We start from the raw sequence: 16325 nt of genomic DNA on the forward strand, positions 1-16325 counted from the left end.
ACGTGGGAAAGAGCCTAGCGCAAAATTAATCGATTTTTTTCGATAAGGATGCGCTAAATTCCTTGCCGCGATTTCACGGATTTGCCGAATGAATAAATGAAACGGGAAAATGCCGGATGACTTACCGGTAATGCGGCGCGGAGCGGAGGGATTGACGTAACTCTTGCCGCTCACCCCGGCCCGACCGGAAATTTATAGACCTGTTACAAAACAGCGGATTCTTCGCTTTCTTCCATTTGCGGCAGCTTGCCCGGATTGATCCGGAAACGGCTGATCGGCTCGTTACGCAACGCTTCGCGATAAGCCGAAACGCCCACCAGCACCAGTAGCACCACCACACCCGCTAGCAGATGCACGCTCATGACCACCCCCTCGTCAAGAATTTGCCTGAAACTTCAAGTTAGCACGAAAAAAATAATGGAAAACGCGAATAGTATTAACCCGTGATTTTTAATGTTTCGCTCCTGGCAGTTGGGAGCGCCCGGTGTCATCACAATGACTTTCCAACGCATTTTTTATCGCTTTTATTTCAATCGTGCTGCATTAGGATACAAACGCGCGGGCATGCCTGCGCGGCTGCCGCATGCGTGCGGCATGCCCCTTTCAGCTATCCGTCACTCCATCGCGGGTGCATTGCATTCATGAGGACCGCATGAGCGACTCCGCCCTCGGCGCCAGCGCGCCGCCTCTGTCCTTCTCCACTGCGCCGGCCGGCGCGCACGCTGTCAGTGCCGGCAAGGAACATGTGATCGACGCGATGCGCGGCTTTGCCGCGTTGCTGGTCGCGTATTTCCATTGCCGCCAGGTTGTATGGGTCGGCATTCAGAGCTTTCACCATACAGTCGGCACGTCGTTCAGCCTGGGTTCGCTGGTTGCCTATGCGACTTTCCCGATTGCCTGGGGTTCCGCAGGGGTGCCGATCTTCTTCGTGATCAGCGGTTATTGCATTCACCGCAATGCTGCATTTCGCCTCGCGCAAAACAGCAACTATCGGCTCGACGCGCGCAACTTCTGGATGCGCCGTTTCGCGCGTATCTACCCGGTGCTGCTCGCGGCGCTGCTGCTGACACTCGCGCTGGATTCGGCGAGCCTGCAATTTGCGCCGGTCAGTCACAAGATTCGCGAGATCGGGCTGGTGCCGTTTCTCGTCAATCTGTTCTCGCTGCAAGGCGTCGCGGGCTATACGTACGGCTCGAACGGCGCGCTGTGGACGCTGTCGCTCGAAGTGCAGTTTTATGCGGTCTATCCGCTGCTGTTTGCGCTGCGGCGCAGATTCGGCGTGACGCCGATCCTGCTTGCGGTAGCGGCGATCAATGTGGTGTCGGCGCTGCTGCTCGAGCGGCACGACATCCAGTTCTTCCCGTCGTACTGGTTCTCGTGGACGCTCGGCGTGTGGATCGCCGAAGCGCAGGCGCGCCAGTCTCAACAACAGGCGCACGACACCGGCCCGCGGCGCTCGGCACCGGTCTGGTACGGGCTCGCGGCGCTGTTCACCGCGCTCGGCTGTGTGGTGTTCCACTTCGGCCAGTACGGCGCGTTCCAGATGTGGGCGATCGGCTTTGCGTGCTACCTGTACAAGGCGCTCGATAGCCGGCGCGCCGCGCCCGGCCCTGCGATGCGCGTGCTGTCGCAGTTCGGCGACTTCAGCTTTTCGCTGTATCTGATCCATCTGCCGATCTTCGTGCTGCTGTCTTCCGTGCTGTTCCGCTCGTCGCTGCAGATGTCGATCTGGCCGACGTTCGGCTACATGTGCGTGGCGATTCCGGTGGCTTACGTGTTCTACCGGCTGGTCGAACTGCCGGCGATGAAGTGGTCCGCAAGCCTGAAGCCGAAGACACGCGCCGGTGGCGACGCGCGTCAGGCGGCGCGCGTCTGAGCCGAAAAGCGCTAAAAGCACAACGCGCGGCTGCAAGCAAAACGGCGCGCGGGCTTCATGCCCGCGCGCCGTTAGTCCAGTCAGTCCATCCTGTTCAGCAGCACATCGCTCGCGAGCCGGCTTACTTCCCCGCCGCGACGCTCTTCAAAATCCGCTCGACCCCATCCACATACGCGACCGTGCCGAACGTCTTGATCGCCGTGTGATACCCGTGCATCACCAGTTGATCGCGCAGCACGCGATTGGCGCGCAACTCTGCGAGCGTATCGGCCAGCGCCCGTGCATCGCCCGGTGCGCACAGCATGCCGTTCTCGCCGTCGTGGATGATCTCGGTCACGCCACCCGCACGTGCGGCCACTACCGGCCGGCGCGCCAGCATCCCTTCGACCACCACGCGTCCGAACGGCTCCGGCGTGATCGACGTATGCGCCACCACGTCGACCGCGCACATGCACGCGGCGATGTCATGCTGGAAGCCGAGAAAATGCACGCGCTCAGCCAGCCCATGCTGCTCGACGAACTTGCGCAATTCCGCTTCGTACGCGTCTTCGCCGAACAACGCTGCACCCACCAGCACCGCATGCATCTGCGGATTGAGCACCATCGCCTCGAGCAGCACGTGCTGCCCTTTCCAGCGCGCGAGGCGGCTAAACGAGCCCACCAGGAAGGCGTCTTTCGGCAAGCCGAGCGGCAGGCGCAGCGTGCTTTGCGGCACTTCGCGCAGCGCATCGAACGGCCCGCTCGCAATGCCGTTGAACACCACCTCGACGCGCTTGCGGTCGAACCCGGTCAGCTCGATAAACGCGCGCGCCGACGCCGCCGAATTCGCAATCACGTGCGCAAGACCCGCACGTGCGCACCATTTGATGATCGACAGTTGCCGCTTGCCGAAATGCTCGGCACTGACGATGTCGCGCAGATGCCAGACCACCGGCTTGCCGGACAGCTTGCCGGCCAGCACGCCGATCACCATCGCGCGCTGCGTATTCGCATAGATCACGTCGTTGTTGCGCGCCCGGGCTGCGGTCGCGCGCACCAGCGACCAGACGCTCGCGATCGCCTTGCGCAGCGGCGGCGCGCTGCCCTGCTTGCGCATCTCGCGCGTGGCGCCCGGGTCGAGCACCGTGACCGGTACACCAGCGCGCGCCAGCGCGGCGCGGAACGGGCCATCGTCGAACAGCACGACGTCCATACGCGCGCGCAGCGCCTTCACGACTTCGAGCAGCGACAGTTCGGCGCCGCCGAGCACACCGCTCTGATCGAGCGCGAGCACCCGCAGCGACGAGCTAGGATTGGCGGCCGTGCCCTTCAGCGGCGGCTCGTACGCCGGCAGCGTCGCGCCCTGCATGGCCGGCACGGCGGCCCGCACGTGTTCGAAGAACCGTTCGCGAAACAGCGCGGCGCCAAAGCGTTCGGCATTCGCGCGACAATCGGCGGCGACAAAGCGCTCTGGCTGCGCAGCGAAATTTTCCACTGCGGCGATGATCGATTCCGCCGTCTGCTCCGTGAAAAACAGGCCCGTCGGGCACGGGTCGGACAGGTCGCGCACGGTCTCGAGCGCCCCGCCCTTGCCGAATGCAATCACCGGCGTGCCGCACGCCTGCGCCTCGACCACCGAGATGCCGAAATCTTCTTCGGCGGCAAACACGAAGGCCTTCGCGCGCCGCATCCGGTCGCGCAGCACCGCGAACGGCTGATAACCCATCACCTCGACATTCGGAGTCGCCTTCGCGCGCACCTTGTGCATATCCGGGCCATCGCCGATCACCACCAGCTTGCGCTCAGGCATGCGCGCGAACGCTTCGACGATCAGGTCGATCTTCTTGTACGGCACCAGCCGCGATGCGGTCAGATAGAAATCTTCTTTCTGCTCCTGCAGCGCGAACGCCTCGACGTCGACCGGCGGGAAGATCACTTGCGCATCGCGCTGATAAACCTTCTTGATGCGCCGCGCGATAAAGGCCGAGTTCGACACGAACGAATCGACCGAATTGGATGTACGCACATCCCAGTTGCGGATGTAATGCAGAATCAGCCGCGCCAGCATCGATTTCGGGCCGCGCGTCAGTTTCGATTCGTGCAGATACTGGTGCTGCAGGTCCCACGCATAGCGGATCGGCGAATGCACATAGCTGATATGCACCTGGTCCGGGCCGGTCAGCACGCCTTTGGCCACCGCGTGGCTGCTCGAAATCACCACGTCGTAGGCGGACAGATCGAGCTGCTCGATCGCGAGCGGCATTAGCGGCAGATACGCGCGGTACTTGCTGCGCGCTTTCGGCAGCTTCTGGATAAACGACGTCGTGACCGGCTTGCCGCGAATGAAGCTGCGGTCCTCGAGAAAATCGACGAGGCTGAACAGGTCAGCATCCGGAAAGCACGCGATGATCTGCTCGAGCACGCGCTCGGCGCCTGCGTAGGTGACGAGCCAGTCGTGCACGATCGCCACCCGCACCGCGCTTGCCGCGGCACGCGGCGGACGGCGCGGCGGCGCCTGCGTAACGGGCACCCGAGGCACCCCAGGCGCGGCCGCGGCGGGCGTCGCGCCCGGCAGATCGCGCGTGATGGGTTCCAGCAGCGTGTCTTCAGCGATGTCGTGGTTCATGATGCGCTCTTCCTCGAATTCAGTCTGATCAACACGGAACGCGCCAGATCGCGCAGCGCAGGCGTCATCGTCAGCGACCACGCGAGGTTCGCGCCGACCACCGCAACCAGCGCGGCAGCCGTCATCGGCAGCGTCGTGATGAAACTCGACAGCCATAGCGCGCCGATCAGAAACACCAGGTGCGCGGCCATGTCGAGCAGAATCGGCTTCAGGTGGATGCGCGACAGGCGCAGCAGCGCGAGGTAATCGAACAGGCCGCGCGCGGTCACCACTACGGCCGCGCCGGTCAGCCCGTAGTAATGCACGCCGCACCACATCAGGCCCGCGAAGAACGGCAGCTCGAACAGCCCGAGACGCGCGGCGGTACCCGGATGGACTTGCGCCTGGATCAGGATGCGCGCCAGATTCGCCTGGCCCACCAGCCACACCGAGATGATCAGGATCCGGCCTACCGGGCCGCCCGCGCTGGCCACTTCGTTGCCCACCCACAGATGCAGGAACGGCTCGAGCACGATGATCGCGACCAGCGCGACCGGCGTGAATACGCCGTTCAGGAATTCGAGCGACTGCCGCACGATCACGTCCGCATCCTGGCGGCCGGTCGCGGACAGCCGCGGAAACAACGTGCGCGACAGCGCGGTCGGCACGATGTTCAGGCGCGTGACGAGGTTCTGCGGCACCGAGTAATACGTGACGAAACGCGCGCCAAGGTTCGCGCCGAGCAGCACACGGTCGAGCGACTCGGCGACCATGTTCGACACGCTCGCGATCAGCATCCAGCCGCCGAAGCTGAACAACCCCTTGGCGACGCCGAGCTGCGGCGGCAGCACGCGGCGAATCTCCAGCACGGAGAGCGCCGAGCGCCCCAGCAGCGCAGCGGCCAGCACGCGCGCCACCACCGCGGCGGCCAGCACATTCGGCAGGGTCGGGCCGATCCACCACGCGGCGAACAGCGGCAGCAGCTGGAACAGGAACGTGCCGATGGTCTGGTTCGTGTTGTACGCACCGAAGCGTTCGGCACCGTTGATCGCGCCGGCGAACACCCACGACACGTTGGCGACCGGAATCGCCACCGCCAGCCACGGCAGCGCGTTATACACCTCGTGCTGCAGTTCCGGCGACACGCGCGAGAAATACGCGGTGTACAGAAACGCGCCGAAGTAGATCACCAGACCGCCGATGAGGCCGGTTCCGAGATTGAGCCACGTCGCGCTCCAGAACACACGGGTGCACTCGTCGGCATTCTGCGATGCACGCGCCTTCGAGATGTGGTTCTGCGCGGCCATGCTCATGCCGAGATCGAGAATGCCGAAATAGCCGATCAGCACCCACACGAGGCTCACCACACCAAAACGCTCGACGCCGAGCGCCTTGATGTAGGCCGGCACGGTCGCAAGCGAGACGAAGGTGGGCAGCACCAGCCCGATCAGGTTGATGCCGACGTTCTTCAGAAGGCCTTTGTCCATCCTCTACCTTCGCTCCTATCGTTGCGCGTATGGGCTGCGCGTGTTCGCCTGCGTACGGGTTGCGCCTGCGCTGCCGCACGCGTTGTGCGGCACAGCACAGCCGATCGAGTAAAGCATGTAAAAATTCGCCGCAACGCATTTGTGCGGTGCGAAAAAAATGTCGCCGATGCCGCCGATGGGCTGCGCAGACGCCGCATCGGCATCACGGTTTCCAGCGGTACATCGTCACCTTGCCGCGCGCGTCTTCCTCGACGAACACCAGGTATTCGCCGTTACTGCGCCGCGCCGCGCTCACGCCGTTCGGCACGTCGACCCAGCCCGACGCGCGACCCACTTCCGCGCCCGGCCGCATCACGCCGACTTCGGCGCCGCTGTCCTTGTCGAGCACATGCACCGCGCCGACCGGCTCGACCGCAAAGATGTATTTGCCTTCCACCGTGAGCCCGATCGTGGTCAGCACCGGCTTGGCCTTCGGGTCCCACGGCAGCTTCACTGTGTAGCGCGCCACCGGCTTGCCGCTCGACCACTTGTCGTAACGCACCAGCACGCGGCCCGCTTCTTTCCAGAACGCGCGGTCGTACGGCGCATCCGCGGTGTAACCCGTCAGATACATCGAATCGGTGCTCGCGTCGTAGATCGCGCGCGCCACGTCGTCGAAGGGCTGCGGCACCGGATACGCCGTCATGTCGTCGTACGCGTACTTCGGGTTACCGTGCGCATCGAGACCACCGAAGCGGAAACGGAACACGCCCTTCGAATTCACCGCATGCCAGATGTCACCGTTCGTATCGACCCACCAGCCCCAGCCGCCGACCTGCGGCTGGCCGCTCGAATTCGGCTGGAATTCGTCGTCGTCGAACTTGCCGTTGCCGTTCGCGTCGCGCCAGATCCAGTCGCCGCCTTGCGGCGCGTTCGGAATGTTGGCGACGCCGCGCCCGCGGCCTGCGATATAGCCCGATGGGATCGCCGTCTCGCTGTCGTGCTGCGCGTCGAAGCGGTAGATCTTCAGGTGATCCGCGTACATGTCGGTCAGGAACAGGAACGTATGCCCCTTCATCTGACGCGCGATCGGCAGGCCGGGCCACTTGTCGACCGAGAACACCGGGTCTTGCGGATACTTGAAGCGGTTCGACAGGAAGCCCGCATAGGTCCACTGCTGGCCGGCCGGCTTCGACAGATCGAGTTCGAAGCGCTTGTTACCGGTGTAGACGCTGTCGGGCCGCGCCGGATCGATCCACGCACCGTCGACGAACAGCAGCCCTTCGACCTTCCATTGCCGTTTGCCGTCCGGCGAATAGCTTTCGAGCGTGGCGCCGAGACCCGAGTCGATCGGCTCGTACACCGGGCCGGTGCCGTTGGTCGCGACGTACACGTTGCCGCGTGCATCGACACCCACACCAGTCAGCCCGTTAAAGCGCTGCGGGCCCGGCTTGCCGGCCACGCCCGCGAATATGCCGCCGCGCTCGCCGAGCGTACCGGATGCCGCATACTTGCCGCCCTGCTTGCTGAAAAACAGCACCTGCTGACGCGGCCCGTTGTCGGCGATCAGCACCCGGCCGTCCTTGTCCACCGCGACGTCGGTCGGCACGCTGTCGTCGGCCAGCGGCAGCCGGTCGTCGAGCAGCTTGCCGCTCGCTGCGTAATGCGCGGCTTTCGGCTGCTTGCCGAGCGTATCGGTCAGCACCCACACCGAGCCGTCCGGCGCCAGCGCGAGCTTGCCGGGCTGGTGCGCGCTGAACTGGCCTTTTTTCAGCATCGATTCGGCGTCGTAGATCTCGACGCGGTCTTGCGTTGCGTTCGCGACATACAGCAACGCGTCGCTTGCCGCGAGGCCGCTGACGTCCGCATGCGTACTGGCCGGCACTTCGTTGATCATCAGGAAGCTCGCCGCCAGCCGCGCGCGCGGATCGGTGGCGTTCGCCACCGGCTGGAACGGCACGCTCTGCTTGAGGTCCGCAATCTGGCGGCGCGACACGCCGTACCACTGGCGGCCTTTTTCCGGCCATACGCCACGGCCGATCAGATGGTCGCGCTCGGTGCCCACCGCGACGGCCACATACACATAGCGATGATTGACCGCCACCGCGTTGCCGCCACCGCCGCCCCAGCCATGCGTGCCGCCGGCAAAGCCGAGCATCTTGCCGTTCTGGTAGACGCTCGCCTCCGCGCCGCTCTCATCCCATGGCGCATCGGTATAGACCTTGCCGTCCGCGGAAACCGCGATGCCGGTGATGTTGATCTGCGTCCACGTGCCGTCGCCGAAGCCGAAGGTATTGCCGATCCACGACGTCTGTACGTCGAGCGGCTTGCCCGGCGCCGCAGGCGCTTGCGCGAACGCGCCCGTGGCGGGAAACAGCAACGCGAGCGAACAGCACGCTCCGGCAAGCAGAGATCGGATCAAAGACGCTTCTCCCGCCGGCGCTTCGTGTGAAGCCCGGTCGATTCTCGTTGAATGACGATGCGGCAACGGGTGCCGCGCTTTCACGCGATTTCGGTTAGCCGCTGCGGTGTGCAGCCGGATGCGGCTGCCGGGTCGAGGGCCGCTCCAGACCTCCGCGACGCGATTTTTGTCGAGTGTGGCAAAAAAGCCTCATCGCAAGCCTTGCAACAAGACAACGCGGGCGCGGCAGACAACGTAGAGCGGCACGGCAATCGGAACGGTGCCGGCGCTGCGCGCGCCAGCCTTCACACCCGACAATACGCGTAAACCCGGCGCTAAATAAATTCCAAAAAATTCAAAAATATTCAAATGTGAGCATCTGAAAAAAATGGCGAAACGCGATCGTAAAGTGCGTCGGCGACTGCTGCGAAAACGCATCGCCGGGTCGTTATATTTCCTCAAATTTACCGGCTTCCAAGCCTGATGGCGGCGTCGATCCGCACTTCTTACTGATGGGCAAATCCTCGCTTGCATCGACCCAATAAGATTAATTTTTCATTCCCCCGCTTATTCGTTTTCCTTCAAATTTTTGAAGGCATTTTATTTTTTTAGAATGAATGGCCGCATTGCCCATCATTCGCCTTTCGCCGCAGCGTCCGCGCCGCGGCGCGAATCTCACGACCACCGCCACACCCAACGCGACTACACGAACCCTGATGACAGCCAGTTCACTGCCCGTGCCGCCCTCGCATACGCGGCGCATCGTTCAGCTCGACGGCCTGCGCGCAATCGCCGTGCTGGCGGTGTTTGCGCAGCACGCGCTGAAGGCGCCGCTGTGGATGGGCGTCGACCTGTTTTTCGTGCTCAGCGGCTTTCTGATCACCGGCATCCTGCTCGAGCGCAAGGCGCGCGGGCAGTCGTATTTCGGCTATTTCTATGCACGCCGCGCGCGGCGCATTCTGCCGCCGTATCTGCTGCTGATGGTCGTGTCGTCGCTGCTATTCGGCTTCGGCTGGGCCCAGCACTGGGAGTGGTACGCGTTCTTCGCGACCAATATCGGCGACGCGCTGAACCAGAGCGGCCACGACAGCCTGAACGTGCTGTGGTCGCTGGCCGTCGAAGAGCAGTTCTACATCTTCTGGCCGTTCGTGATCCTGTTGGTGCCGGAGCGCGCGCTCGCGTATGTCGCCGCGCTGCTGATCGTGCTGGTGCCGCTGCTGCGCGCGGTGGCGACGCCGTGGTTCGATTCGTTCTGGCCAATCTACTACCTGACGCCGTTCCGCATGGACCTGCTCGCCGCCGGCGCGCTGCTCGCGTGCGCGGTGCGGCGCAACCCGAACGCGCTCGAGCCGTACAAGCTGCTCGCGGTGCTGGGGCTGGCCGCGGCGCTGGCGGTACTCGCGTGGCTGCACCTGCACTTTCCGCGCTTTCGCGCGGCCAATACGCCGCTGTCGAATGCGGGCCTGTATAGCGTTTCGCTGGTGCTGTGCACGTCGATCGTGGTGATCGCGCTGCAGAGCAAGGGCGTCGTCAAGCGCGTGCTGAGCAATCCGGTGCTGGTGTACATCGGTACCGTCAGCTACACCGTGTACCTGATCCATCTGAGCGTGCTGTACACGCTGTGGCCGCTGCATCTGAACCGCTATCTGACGGCCGCGCTCGCGCTGGCGATCACGATGGTCTATGCGAGCGTGTCGTGGTTCGGGTTCGAGCGGCGGCTGATTCATGGCCGGGCGCAGGGTTCGGCTCATGGTGCGGCTGTTGGCGCGACTCATGCGCACGGTGCCGATGCGCGGCCGGGCGCCGCACGCGGCGAGCCCACGACGCAGACGCAAGCCTGACGCGCCGATGAAACCGCGCCCGATGAAACTCTTGCGCAGCCAGCTGCGCCGTGCGATGGGCACGCACTTCGCAGCGCGCTCGACGGCGCTGTTGATTGCGCTTGCCGGCGCATGCGCACTGCTCTGCGGCGGCGGCCTCGTCGAGGCCACGGCAGCGGCGCCCGCGCCCGCCCCCGCGCCCATTGCAACACTGCGCGCCGCAGCCCCCGCGGGCACCGTACTGATCGAAGCCTACGGCGACTCGACCACGCTCGGCACCTCATGCAGCGACCACCGCTGCGGACCGCTCGCACAAAACGCAGTGACGTGGCTGCAAGACGCGCTGCACGACGACTTCGGCGCGCGCGTCGCGGTCACCAATCTCGGCGTCGGCGGCTCGATGGCGTCGCAGTTGCTCGATGGCATCTGCCACGGCCGCTGCCCGACCTTCGCGGCACGCATGGCGGTATCGTCGGCGCAGATCGTCACGTTCAACTACGGCATCAACGAAGTGATGCAGAACCAGACGCCCGAGCAGTTCTACGCGGCCGAAACCGCACTCGTAAAGGCCGCTCGCGCCGCCGGCAAACAGCCGGTGCTCGAAACCTCGAACCCGATGCCCGACCCGCGCCGCAACGCGAAGCTCGCGGCGATGGTCGAGATGACGCGGCGCGTCGCGGCCGAACAGCACGTGCCGCTCGTCGACCAGTACGCGTACATCAGCGGCATGCCCGACTGGCAAATGCAGATGTCCGACGGCGCTCACCCCAAACCCGAGCTGTACCGGCTGAAGGCCCGCGAGAGCTACGCGGTGCTCGATCCGCTGGTGCGGCGGCTGCTGCATGACGCGTCGTAACGCGCGCGCGGCCTGTACCCGGTTTTCAAGGCAACCATACCAAAGGCATCCGATGACGAACCAACGCAAAGCCATCATTACCGGCGTATCCGGCCAGGACGGCGCCTACCTGACCAAGCTGCTGCTCGGCAAGGGCTACCAGGTCACCGGCACGTACCGGCGCACCAGCTCGGTGAACTTCTGGCGCATGGAAGAGCTCGGCGTGCTCGACCATCCGAACCTGCGTCTGGTCGAGCACGACCTGACCGATCTCGGCTCGACGCTGCGGCTGCTCGAAAACGCGCAGGCCGACGAGCTGTACAACCTCGCGGCGCAAAGCTTCGTCGGCGTGTCGTTCGACCAGCCGGCCACCACCGCGCAGGTCACCGGCATCGGCGCGCTGAACCTGCTGGAAGGGATTCGCATCGTCAATCCGAAGATACGCTTTTACCAGGCGTCGACTTCCGAGATGTTCGGCATGGTGCAGGCGGTGCCGCAGCGCGAGAACACGCCGTTCTATCCGCGCAGCCCGTATGGCGTCGCCAAGCTGTTCGCGCACTGGGCCACCGTCAACTATCGCGAGTCGTACGGCATCTTCGCGACCAGCGGCATTCTGTTCAATCACGAATCGCCGCTGCGCGGCCGCGAGTTCGTCACGCGCAAGATTACCGATACGGTGGCCAAGATCCAGCTCGGCAAGGCCGACGTGCTCGAGCTCGGCAATCTCGATGCGAAACGCGACTGGGGCTTCGCGCTCGAATACGTCGACGGCATGTACCGGATGCTGCAGGTCGACGAGCCCGACACCTTCGTGCTCGCCACCAACCGTACCGAGACCGTGCGCGACTTCGTGCGCATGGCGTTCGCGGCGGCGGGCTATCAGCTCGAATGGTCGGGCAAGAACCAGGGTGAGGTGGGCATCGACGTGGCGACCGGCCGCACGCTGGTACGCGTGAATCCGAAGTTCTACCGGCCCGCCGAAGTGGAATTGCTGATCGGCTGCGCGGACAAGGCGAAGGCCAAGCTCGGCTGGGAACCGCAGACCACGCTCGAGCAACTGTGCCAGATGATGGTCGGCGCGGATATCGCGCGCAACCGGAATCACGAGACGTTCTGAGCGCGGGGGCGGCGGTTCGTACAAGACCTGCCGCCTCTGGTTCGAAGCGGCGGCGGTTCGTACAAGACCTGCCGCCTCTGGTTCGAAACGGCGGCGGTTCGCGCAAGGCCGCCGCTGCTTTTGCGGGCTGGCGCGAGTGGCGCAGTTTCACTCGCTGCGTGCGCCATCGCGGCGCGGCTGGGCGCCACGCACAGCGTGGCTGCCCGCGCGTTGCGCGCAGACACGCTGCGCGCTCCCGCCAGTGCTCCGGTGCTAGTGCGTCGAGCCAGCCGCAATCGCCTCGGCATACACCGCGGCCACGCGCTTCGCGATCACCGGATTATCGAAGTGGTCGCGCGCGTATTTGCGGCAGGCGTCGGCATCCGGCAGCTTCAGCGAACCGTCGAGTGCCTTGCCCAGACCATCGGCAATCGCATTCGCACCGGTAGTCGGCAGCACCAGGTCTTGCGACAGCCCTGCCACCGCCTCCGGCAAACCGCCCACCGGCGTCACCAGCACGGGCGTGCCCGACGCCAGCGATTCCACCGTGATCAACCCAAAGCCTTCGAGCGCCACCGTCGGCACCACGCTGATGGTCGCCGCACGATACAACGCGGCCAGATGCTGGTCCGGCACGAAGCCGAGCAGCCTGACGTTATCGGTCAATCCCGCTTCGTCGATGCGCTGTTGCAATTCGCCTTCGAGGCGCCCTTTGCCTGCGATCAGCAGCAGCACTTCCGGCTCGCGCTTCTTGACCAGCTTGATCGCATCGATCAGATCTTCGAGGCCCATGCGTCGCACCAGACGCCGCACCGCCAGCACGATCGGCCGGCCGAGCGGCAATTGCAGCTTCAGGCGCGCTTCGTTCTGCGTGAGCGGCAGATTGAACTGGTCGACGTTCACGCAGCCCGGCACCACGCGAATCCGTTCCTGCGGAATGCCGTAGCGCGACGTCAGGATCTTGCCGAATGCGTCGGACAGCACGATCAGCTGCGACGAGCGCGCGTACACGGTCTGCTCCAGGTAGCGCTTGGCGCGCTGACCGAACGAATCGGCGCCTTCGACATGGCTCTCGTCGGCCCACGGCCCCTGGAAGTGCGACACCTGCGGAATGCCGCGCATCACGTCGAGCCCCGGGAACGTGTACAGCGCGAAATGCGATGAGATCACATCGGGGCGCTGTGCCTGCACTTCGCGGCGCAGCGCGCGTCGCGCGGCCATCAGCCGCAACGGCAACGATTGCGCGGCCGAGCCGAAGCCCTGGATCGCGCCGTTCGTATCGGCCGCGACGCGCGACGAGCCGGCCACCACGCCGCGCACCTGCACGCCTGCGCCGGGCAACGCGCCGATCAGCGAGTAGTACATGCGGTCGAGACCGCCCGCGCGCTCGGGGAACCAGTGCATGCCGATCTGCAGCGATTTGATTGATTGCGTTGTCATAGCGGTTCCAGTTCCGGTTCTTTTTGGTCCGCGCGCGGCGCCTGCTTTTGCTTCGTTGCGGCGCCGCCGCGCGGTGGTTTGCGTGTGTATCTGCTGCTGCTCCTGGGTGCGTGAAAGCGCTACGCGCCGTCCGCACCCTGCCGCCCTGCCAGCACGTTCGCCGCGATCACGTCGGCGTCGCTCGCGCTGCTGCGGTTCTCGCGCAGGCCGGCAATCTGCCGGTACAGCGCGATGTATTGCGCGGCCATGCGCGCCCAGCCGAAACCGGTTGCCAGTTCCGCGGCGGCCACGCCCATCGCGCGACGCGTATCGTCGTGGTCCGCGAGACGGCCGATCGCGTCGGCCAGCTTGCGCGGATCGTCCGGATCGTCGAGCACGATGCCGCATTCGGGCGTGATGATCTCGGCGCCGCCCGCGGTGCGCGCGGTCACCACCGGCAGGCCGGCGGCCATCGCCTCGAGCAGCGACAGGCTCATCGCTTCATAGCGCGACGGAAACACGAACGCGTCGACCGAATGCATCAGCACGGGCATTTCCTTCACCAGCCCCAGAAAATGCACGCGGTCCGCAATGCCGAGCGCGCGCGCCTGTTCCGGATACGGGCTGCCCGGCAGATAGCCGGCTACCGCGATCTGCACGTGTTTGGGCAACAACGTCAGCGCCTTCAGCACGGTGCCGAGGTTCTTGCGCGGCGTGCGCAGGTCGCCGACGAACAGCAGCAAAAACGCATCGTGCGGCAGCTTGAATTTCGCACGGTCGCCGCTTGCCGCGGCAAAGCCGCGCGTATCGACGCCGTTGTAGATCACGTCGAGCCGGTTGTCGGGCGTGAGGCCGATCGCGCGGATCTCGTCGGCGACCTTGCGCGACACCGCGGCGATCACGCGCGAGCGCCGGTAGGCCCAGCGCTCGAGCAGCGCATTCAGACGCGTATAGACAAACTGGTAGCCGGACCACACCCCTTTCGTGATACCGAACGGGTAGTACTTGCTGTTGGCCCAGCCGGTATGCACGAAGTGCGCGGTGTTCACGTCGGCAGGCGCCCACGTGATGAAGCCGTTCACGTGCAACACGTCGAACTCGCGCCGATGGGTGCGCAGCCAGAGCGCCGTTTTCAGCGCGAACACCTGCTGACGCAGCAGATTGGTCGGCCAGAGCCGGCCGATCTTGACCGGCACCCAGCGCACCAGCGGATGTTCGAGCAGTTCAGGTGCGACATGCGAGGCCACGAGCGTTACCGCAATGCCTTCGTCGAGCGCAGCGCGCGCGATCTCGTGGTTGACGCGGCCCTGTCCGTCGTTATGACGTACGACGTGCGTGACAATGGCGACTCTCAATCGGGTTCTCCGGATAGAACTAAATTCGATCTGCGATGCTGTTTTTGCCAATGCGCTGCGGAGATGATCGAAAAGAGACTCATAAAAAGCAGCAAGCCGCCCGTGCCGACCAGCGAGTTGGTAAACACGAGCATCGCGAAGATAGCGACGCCGAGCGACAGGCACGCGGACACGTACTTGTCGTCTTTCATCTTGAACGACGCGAGCACCGCGCGCGTCATGATCCACAGGATGCCGGACATGTAGAGCAGCGTGCCGGGCCAGCCGAGTACGAACGGAATATTCATCACGCCGCTGTCGAAATTGCCGTATTCGCCGAGCTGGCCGTCGTTGCCGGTCGACAGCTTGGTCGACGTGCCGGTCGCGCCCATCCCTTCGCCGGATACATCCGTGAACGCAGTCTGCGCGAATTGCGCGTAGAACTGGTTGCGCGCGGCGTAGCTCTGGTCGTCGCTGAGGTTCACCAGCGTGTTCAGGCGCGCCTGCATGCGGTCCGCCACCGGGCCGACCGCGAGCAGCGGCACGCACAGCCCGACCAGCAGCACACCGCTGACGATGATGCGGATCCGCACGCGGTTGTCCGACTTGATCAGTTGCACCAGCAGCGCGATCACCCAGCCGCCCCACGTCGAGCGCACCAGCGACAGCGCGAACGAGATAAAGCCGAGCGCGCCGGCGATCCAGCGCACGCGATGCTGCGCGGCGAGCACGTAGACCATCGCGCCCATCATCGCGAATGCGAACGGCCCCGACGAGTTCATCGTGCTGAACACGCGCACGCCGAACGGCACCGGGTCGCCCTGCGAGTTCATCTGCGAGCCGATCATCCACAGCGCGTCCCACTGCGGCATGATGAAAAACTGCACGCAGCCGTATGCGCCCATCACCAGCATGCCCCAGATAAAGGTGCTGACGATAGTCTCGCGAAACACCGGGTATAGCTTGGTGTTCGCCATGATGTGAAAGCCGATCAGGATCGGATAGATCCAGTTCGCCAGATCGTAGATCGCGGCGAGCGGCCCGCTCGACACCACGCCGATCAGGAACGCGTACATCAGCCCGAACAATGTAAGCAGCACCGGCAGGCCGCGCCGCTGCGCGAGCACCGGGTAATAGCGGATCAGCGACAGGCCGCTGATCATCGTCACCGCGAGCGGCGCGACCTGGATCAGGCTGGTCGGCGTGAAGCCGCCCTTCGACCAGTCGGCCAGACGCCGCACCTCGGGGCTCAGAAACCACAGCCACCACATAAAGCCGACGTAGCGCGCCGGGCTTTTGAAGTACAGCCAGAAGCCGTTCATGATCGCCAGCACCGGGAACGCGAGCGTCAGCACGGTGCCCTGGTGCGCGATGATCAACACTGCCGTGATCAGCCACAGCAGCGCGGAAGGAATCCACTCGCTGCGGTCGCGGCCGCTGCCGCCGAGCAGGGCCTTCGCGTTGGTCGCGCCGGCTTGCAGTAGCGTCGCCATC

11 protein-coding genes are annotated in these 16325 nt (G+C 64.7%); 4 read left to right on the top strand and 7 right to left on the bottom strand.

Going from position 1 to position 16325, the window contains the following annotated elements; all coding sequences use genetic code 11:
- Positions 1 to 203: 203 nt before the first annotated feature.
- Positions 204 to 362 carry a hypothetical protein gene (locus ACYVNQ_RS33625; protein WP_460909253.1) on the bottom strand — a complete coding sequence of 53 codons (159 nt, stop codon included), beginning with the start codon at positions 360 to 362 and terminating at the stop codon, positions 204 to 206.
- 290 nt (positions 363 to 652) lie between these two features.
- On the opposite strand from ACYVNQ_RS33625, the gene ACYVNQ_RS33630 reads away from it, so the two are divergent.
- Entirely contained in the window at positions 653 to 1876 is a 1224-nt protein-coding gene (locus ACYVNQ_RS33630) for an acyltransferase family protein (protein ID WP_460909255.1), read from the top strand.
- Between the two features lie 121 nt (positions 1877 to 1997).
- Here the strand turns inward: ACYVNQ_RS33630 and ACYVNQ_RS33635 are convergent, their stop codons facing one another.
- The 3 genes from ACYVNQ_RS33635 to ACYVNQ_RS33645 all read right to left on the bottom strand — a co-directional run bounded on the left by ACYVNQ_RS33635 (position 1998) and on the right by ACYVNQ_RS33645 (position 8303).
- Positions 1998 to 4481 carry a glycosyltransferase family 4 protein gene (locus tag ACYVNQ_RS33635; protein ID WP_460909257.1) on the bottom strand — a complete coding sequence of 828 codons (2484 nt, stop codon included), beginning with the start codon at positions 4479 to 4481 and terminating at the stop codon, positions 1998 to 2000.
- Positions 4478 to 5947 (bottom strand): oligosaccharide flippase family protein, encoded by a 1470-nt coding sequence (locus tag ACYVNQ_RS33640; RefSeq protein ID WP_460909259.1) that lies wholly within the window; start codon positions 5945 to 5947, stop codon positions 4478 to 4480. The genes ACYVNQ_RS33635 and ACYVNQ_RS33640 overlap by 4 nt, the downstream gene beginning before the upstream one ends.
- 202 nt (positions 5948 to 6149) lie before the next feature.
- Entirely contained in the window at positions 6150 to 8303 is a 2154-nt protein-coding gene (locus ACYVNQ_RS33645) for an NHL repeat-containing protein (RefSeq protein WP_460911200.1), read from the bottom strand.
- Positions 8304 to 9043: 740 nt separating this feature from the next.
- Here ACYVNQ_RS33645 and ACYVNQ_RS33650 point away from each other — a divergent pair.
- From ACYVNQ_RS33650 to gmd, 3 genes are read left to right on the top strand one after another with little or no spacing between them, the layout of a single operon-like run.
- Positions 9044 to 10168 carry an acyltransferase family protein gene (locus tag ACYVNQ_RS33650; RefSeq protein WP_460909261.1) on the top strand — a complete coding sequence of 375 codons (1125 nt, stop codon included), beginning with the start codon at positions 9044 to 9046 and terminating at the stop codon, positions 10166 to 10168.
- A 22-nt stretch (positions 10169 to 10190) separates the two neighbouring features.
- Complete coding sequence (locus ACYVNQ_RS33655) at positions 10191 to 11003, top strand: SGNH/GDSL hydrolase family protein (protein WP_460909263.1); 813 nt, start codon at positions 10191 to 10193, stop codon at positions 11001 to 11003.
- Between the two features lie 52 nt (positions 11004 to 11055).
- Positions 11056 to 12099 (top strand): GDP-mannose 4,6-dehydratase, encoded by a 1044-nt coding sequence (gene gmd / locus ACYVNQ_RS33660; protein ID WP_460909265.1) that lies wholly within the window; start codon positions 11056 to 11058, stop codon positions 12097 to 12099.
- Between the two features lie 252 nt (positions 12100 to 12351).
- Here the strand turns inward: gmd and ACYVNQ_RS33665 are convergent, their stop codons facing one another.
- The 3 genes from ACYVNQ_RS33665 to ACYVNQ_RS33675 form a co-directional block, all read right to left on the bottom strand.
- Positions 12352 to 13518 (bottom strand): glycosyltransferase family 4 protein, encoded by a 1167-nt coding sequence (locus ACYVNQ_RS33665; RefSeq protein WP_460909267.1) that lies wholly within the window; start codon positions 13516 to 13518, stop codon positions 12352 to 12354.
- 119 nt (positions 13519 to 13637) lie between these two features.
- Complete coding sequence (locus tag ACYVNQ_RS33670; protein ID WP_460909269.1) at positions 13638 to 14852, bottom strand: glycosyltransferase family 4 protein; 1215 nt, start codon at positions 14850 to 14852, stop codon at positions 13638 to 13640.
- Entirely contained in the window at positions 14849 to 16324 is a 1476-nt protein-coding gene (locus tag ACYVNQ_RS33675; protein ID WP_460909271.1) for a glucose-6-phosphate isomerase, read from the bottom strand. Before ACYVNQ_RS33675 ends, ACYVNQ_RS33670 begins: the two co-directional genes overlap by 4 nt.
- Between the last annotated feature and the right edge of the window lies 1 nt (position 16325).

The sequence above is a fragment of the Paraburkholderia jirisanensis genome (genome assembly GCF_054782355.1).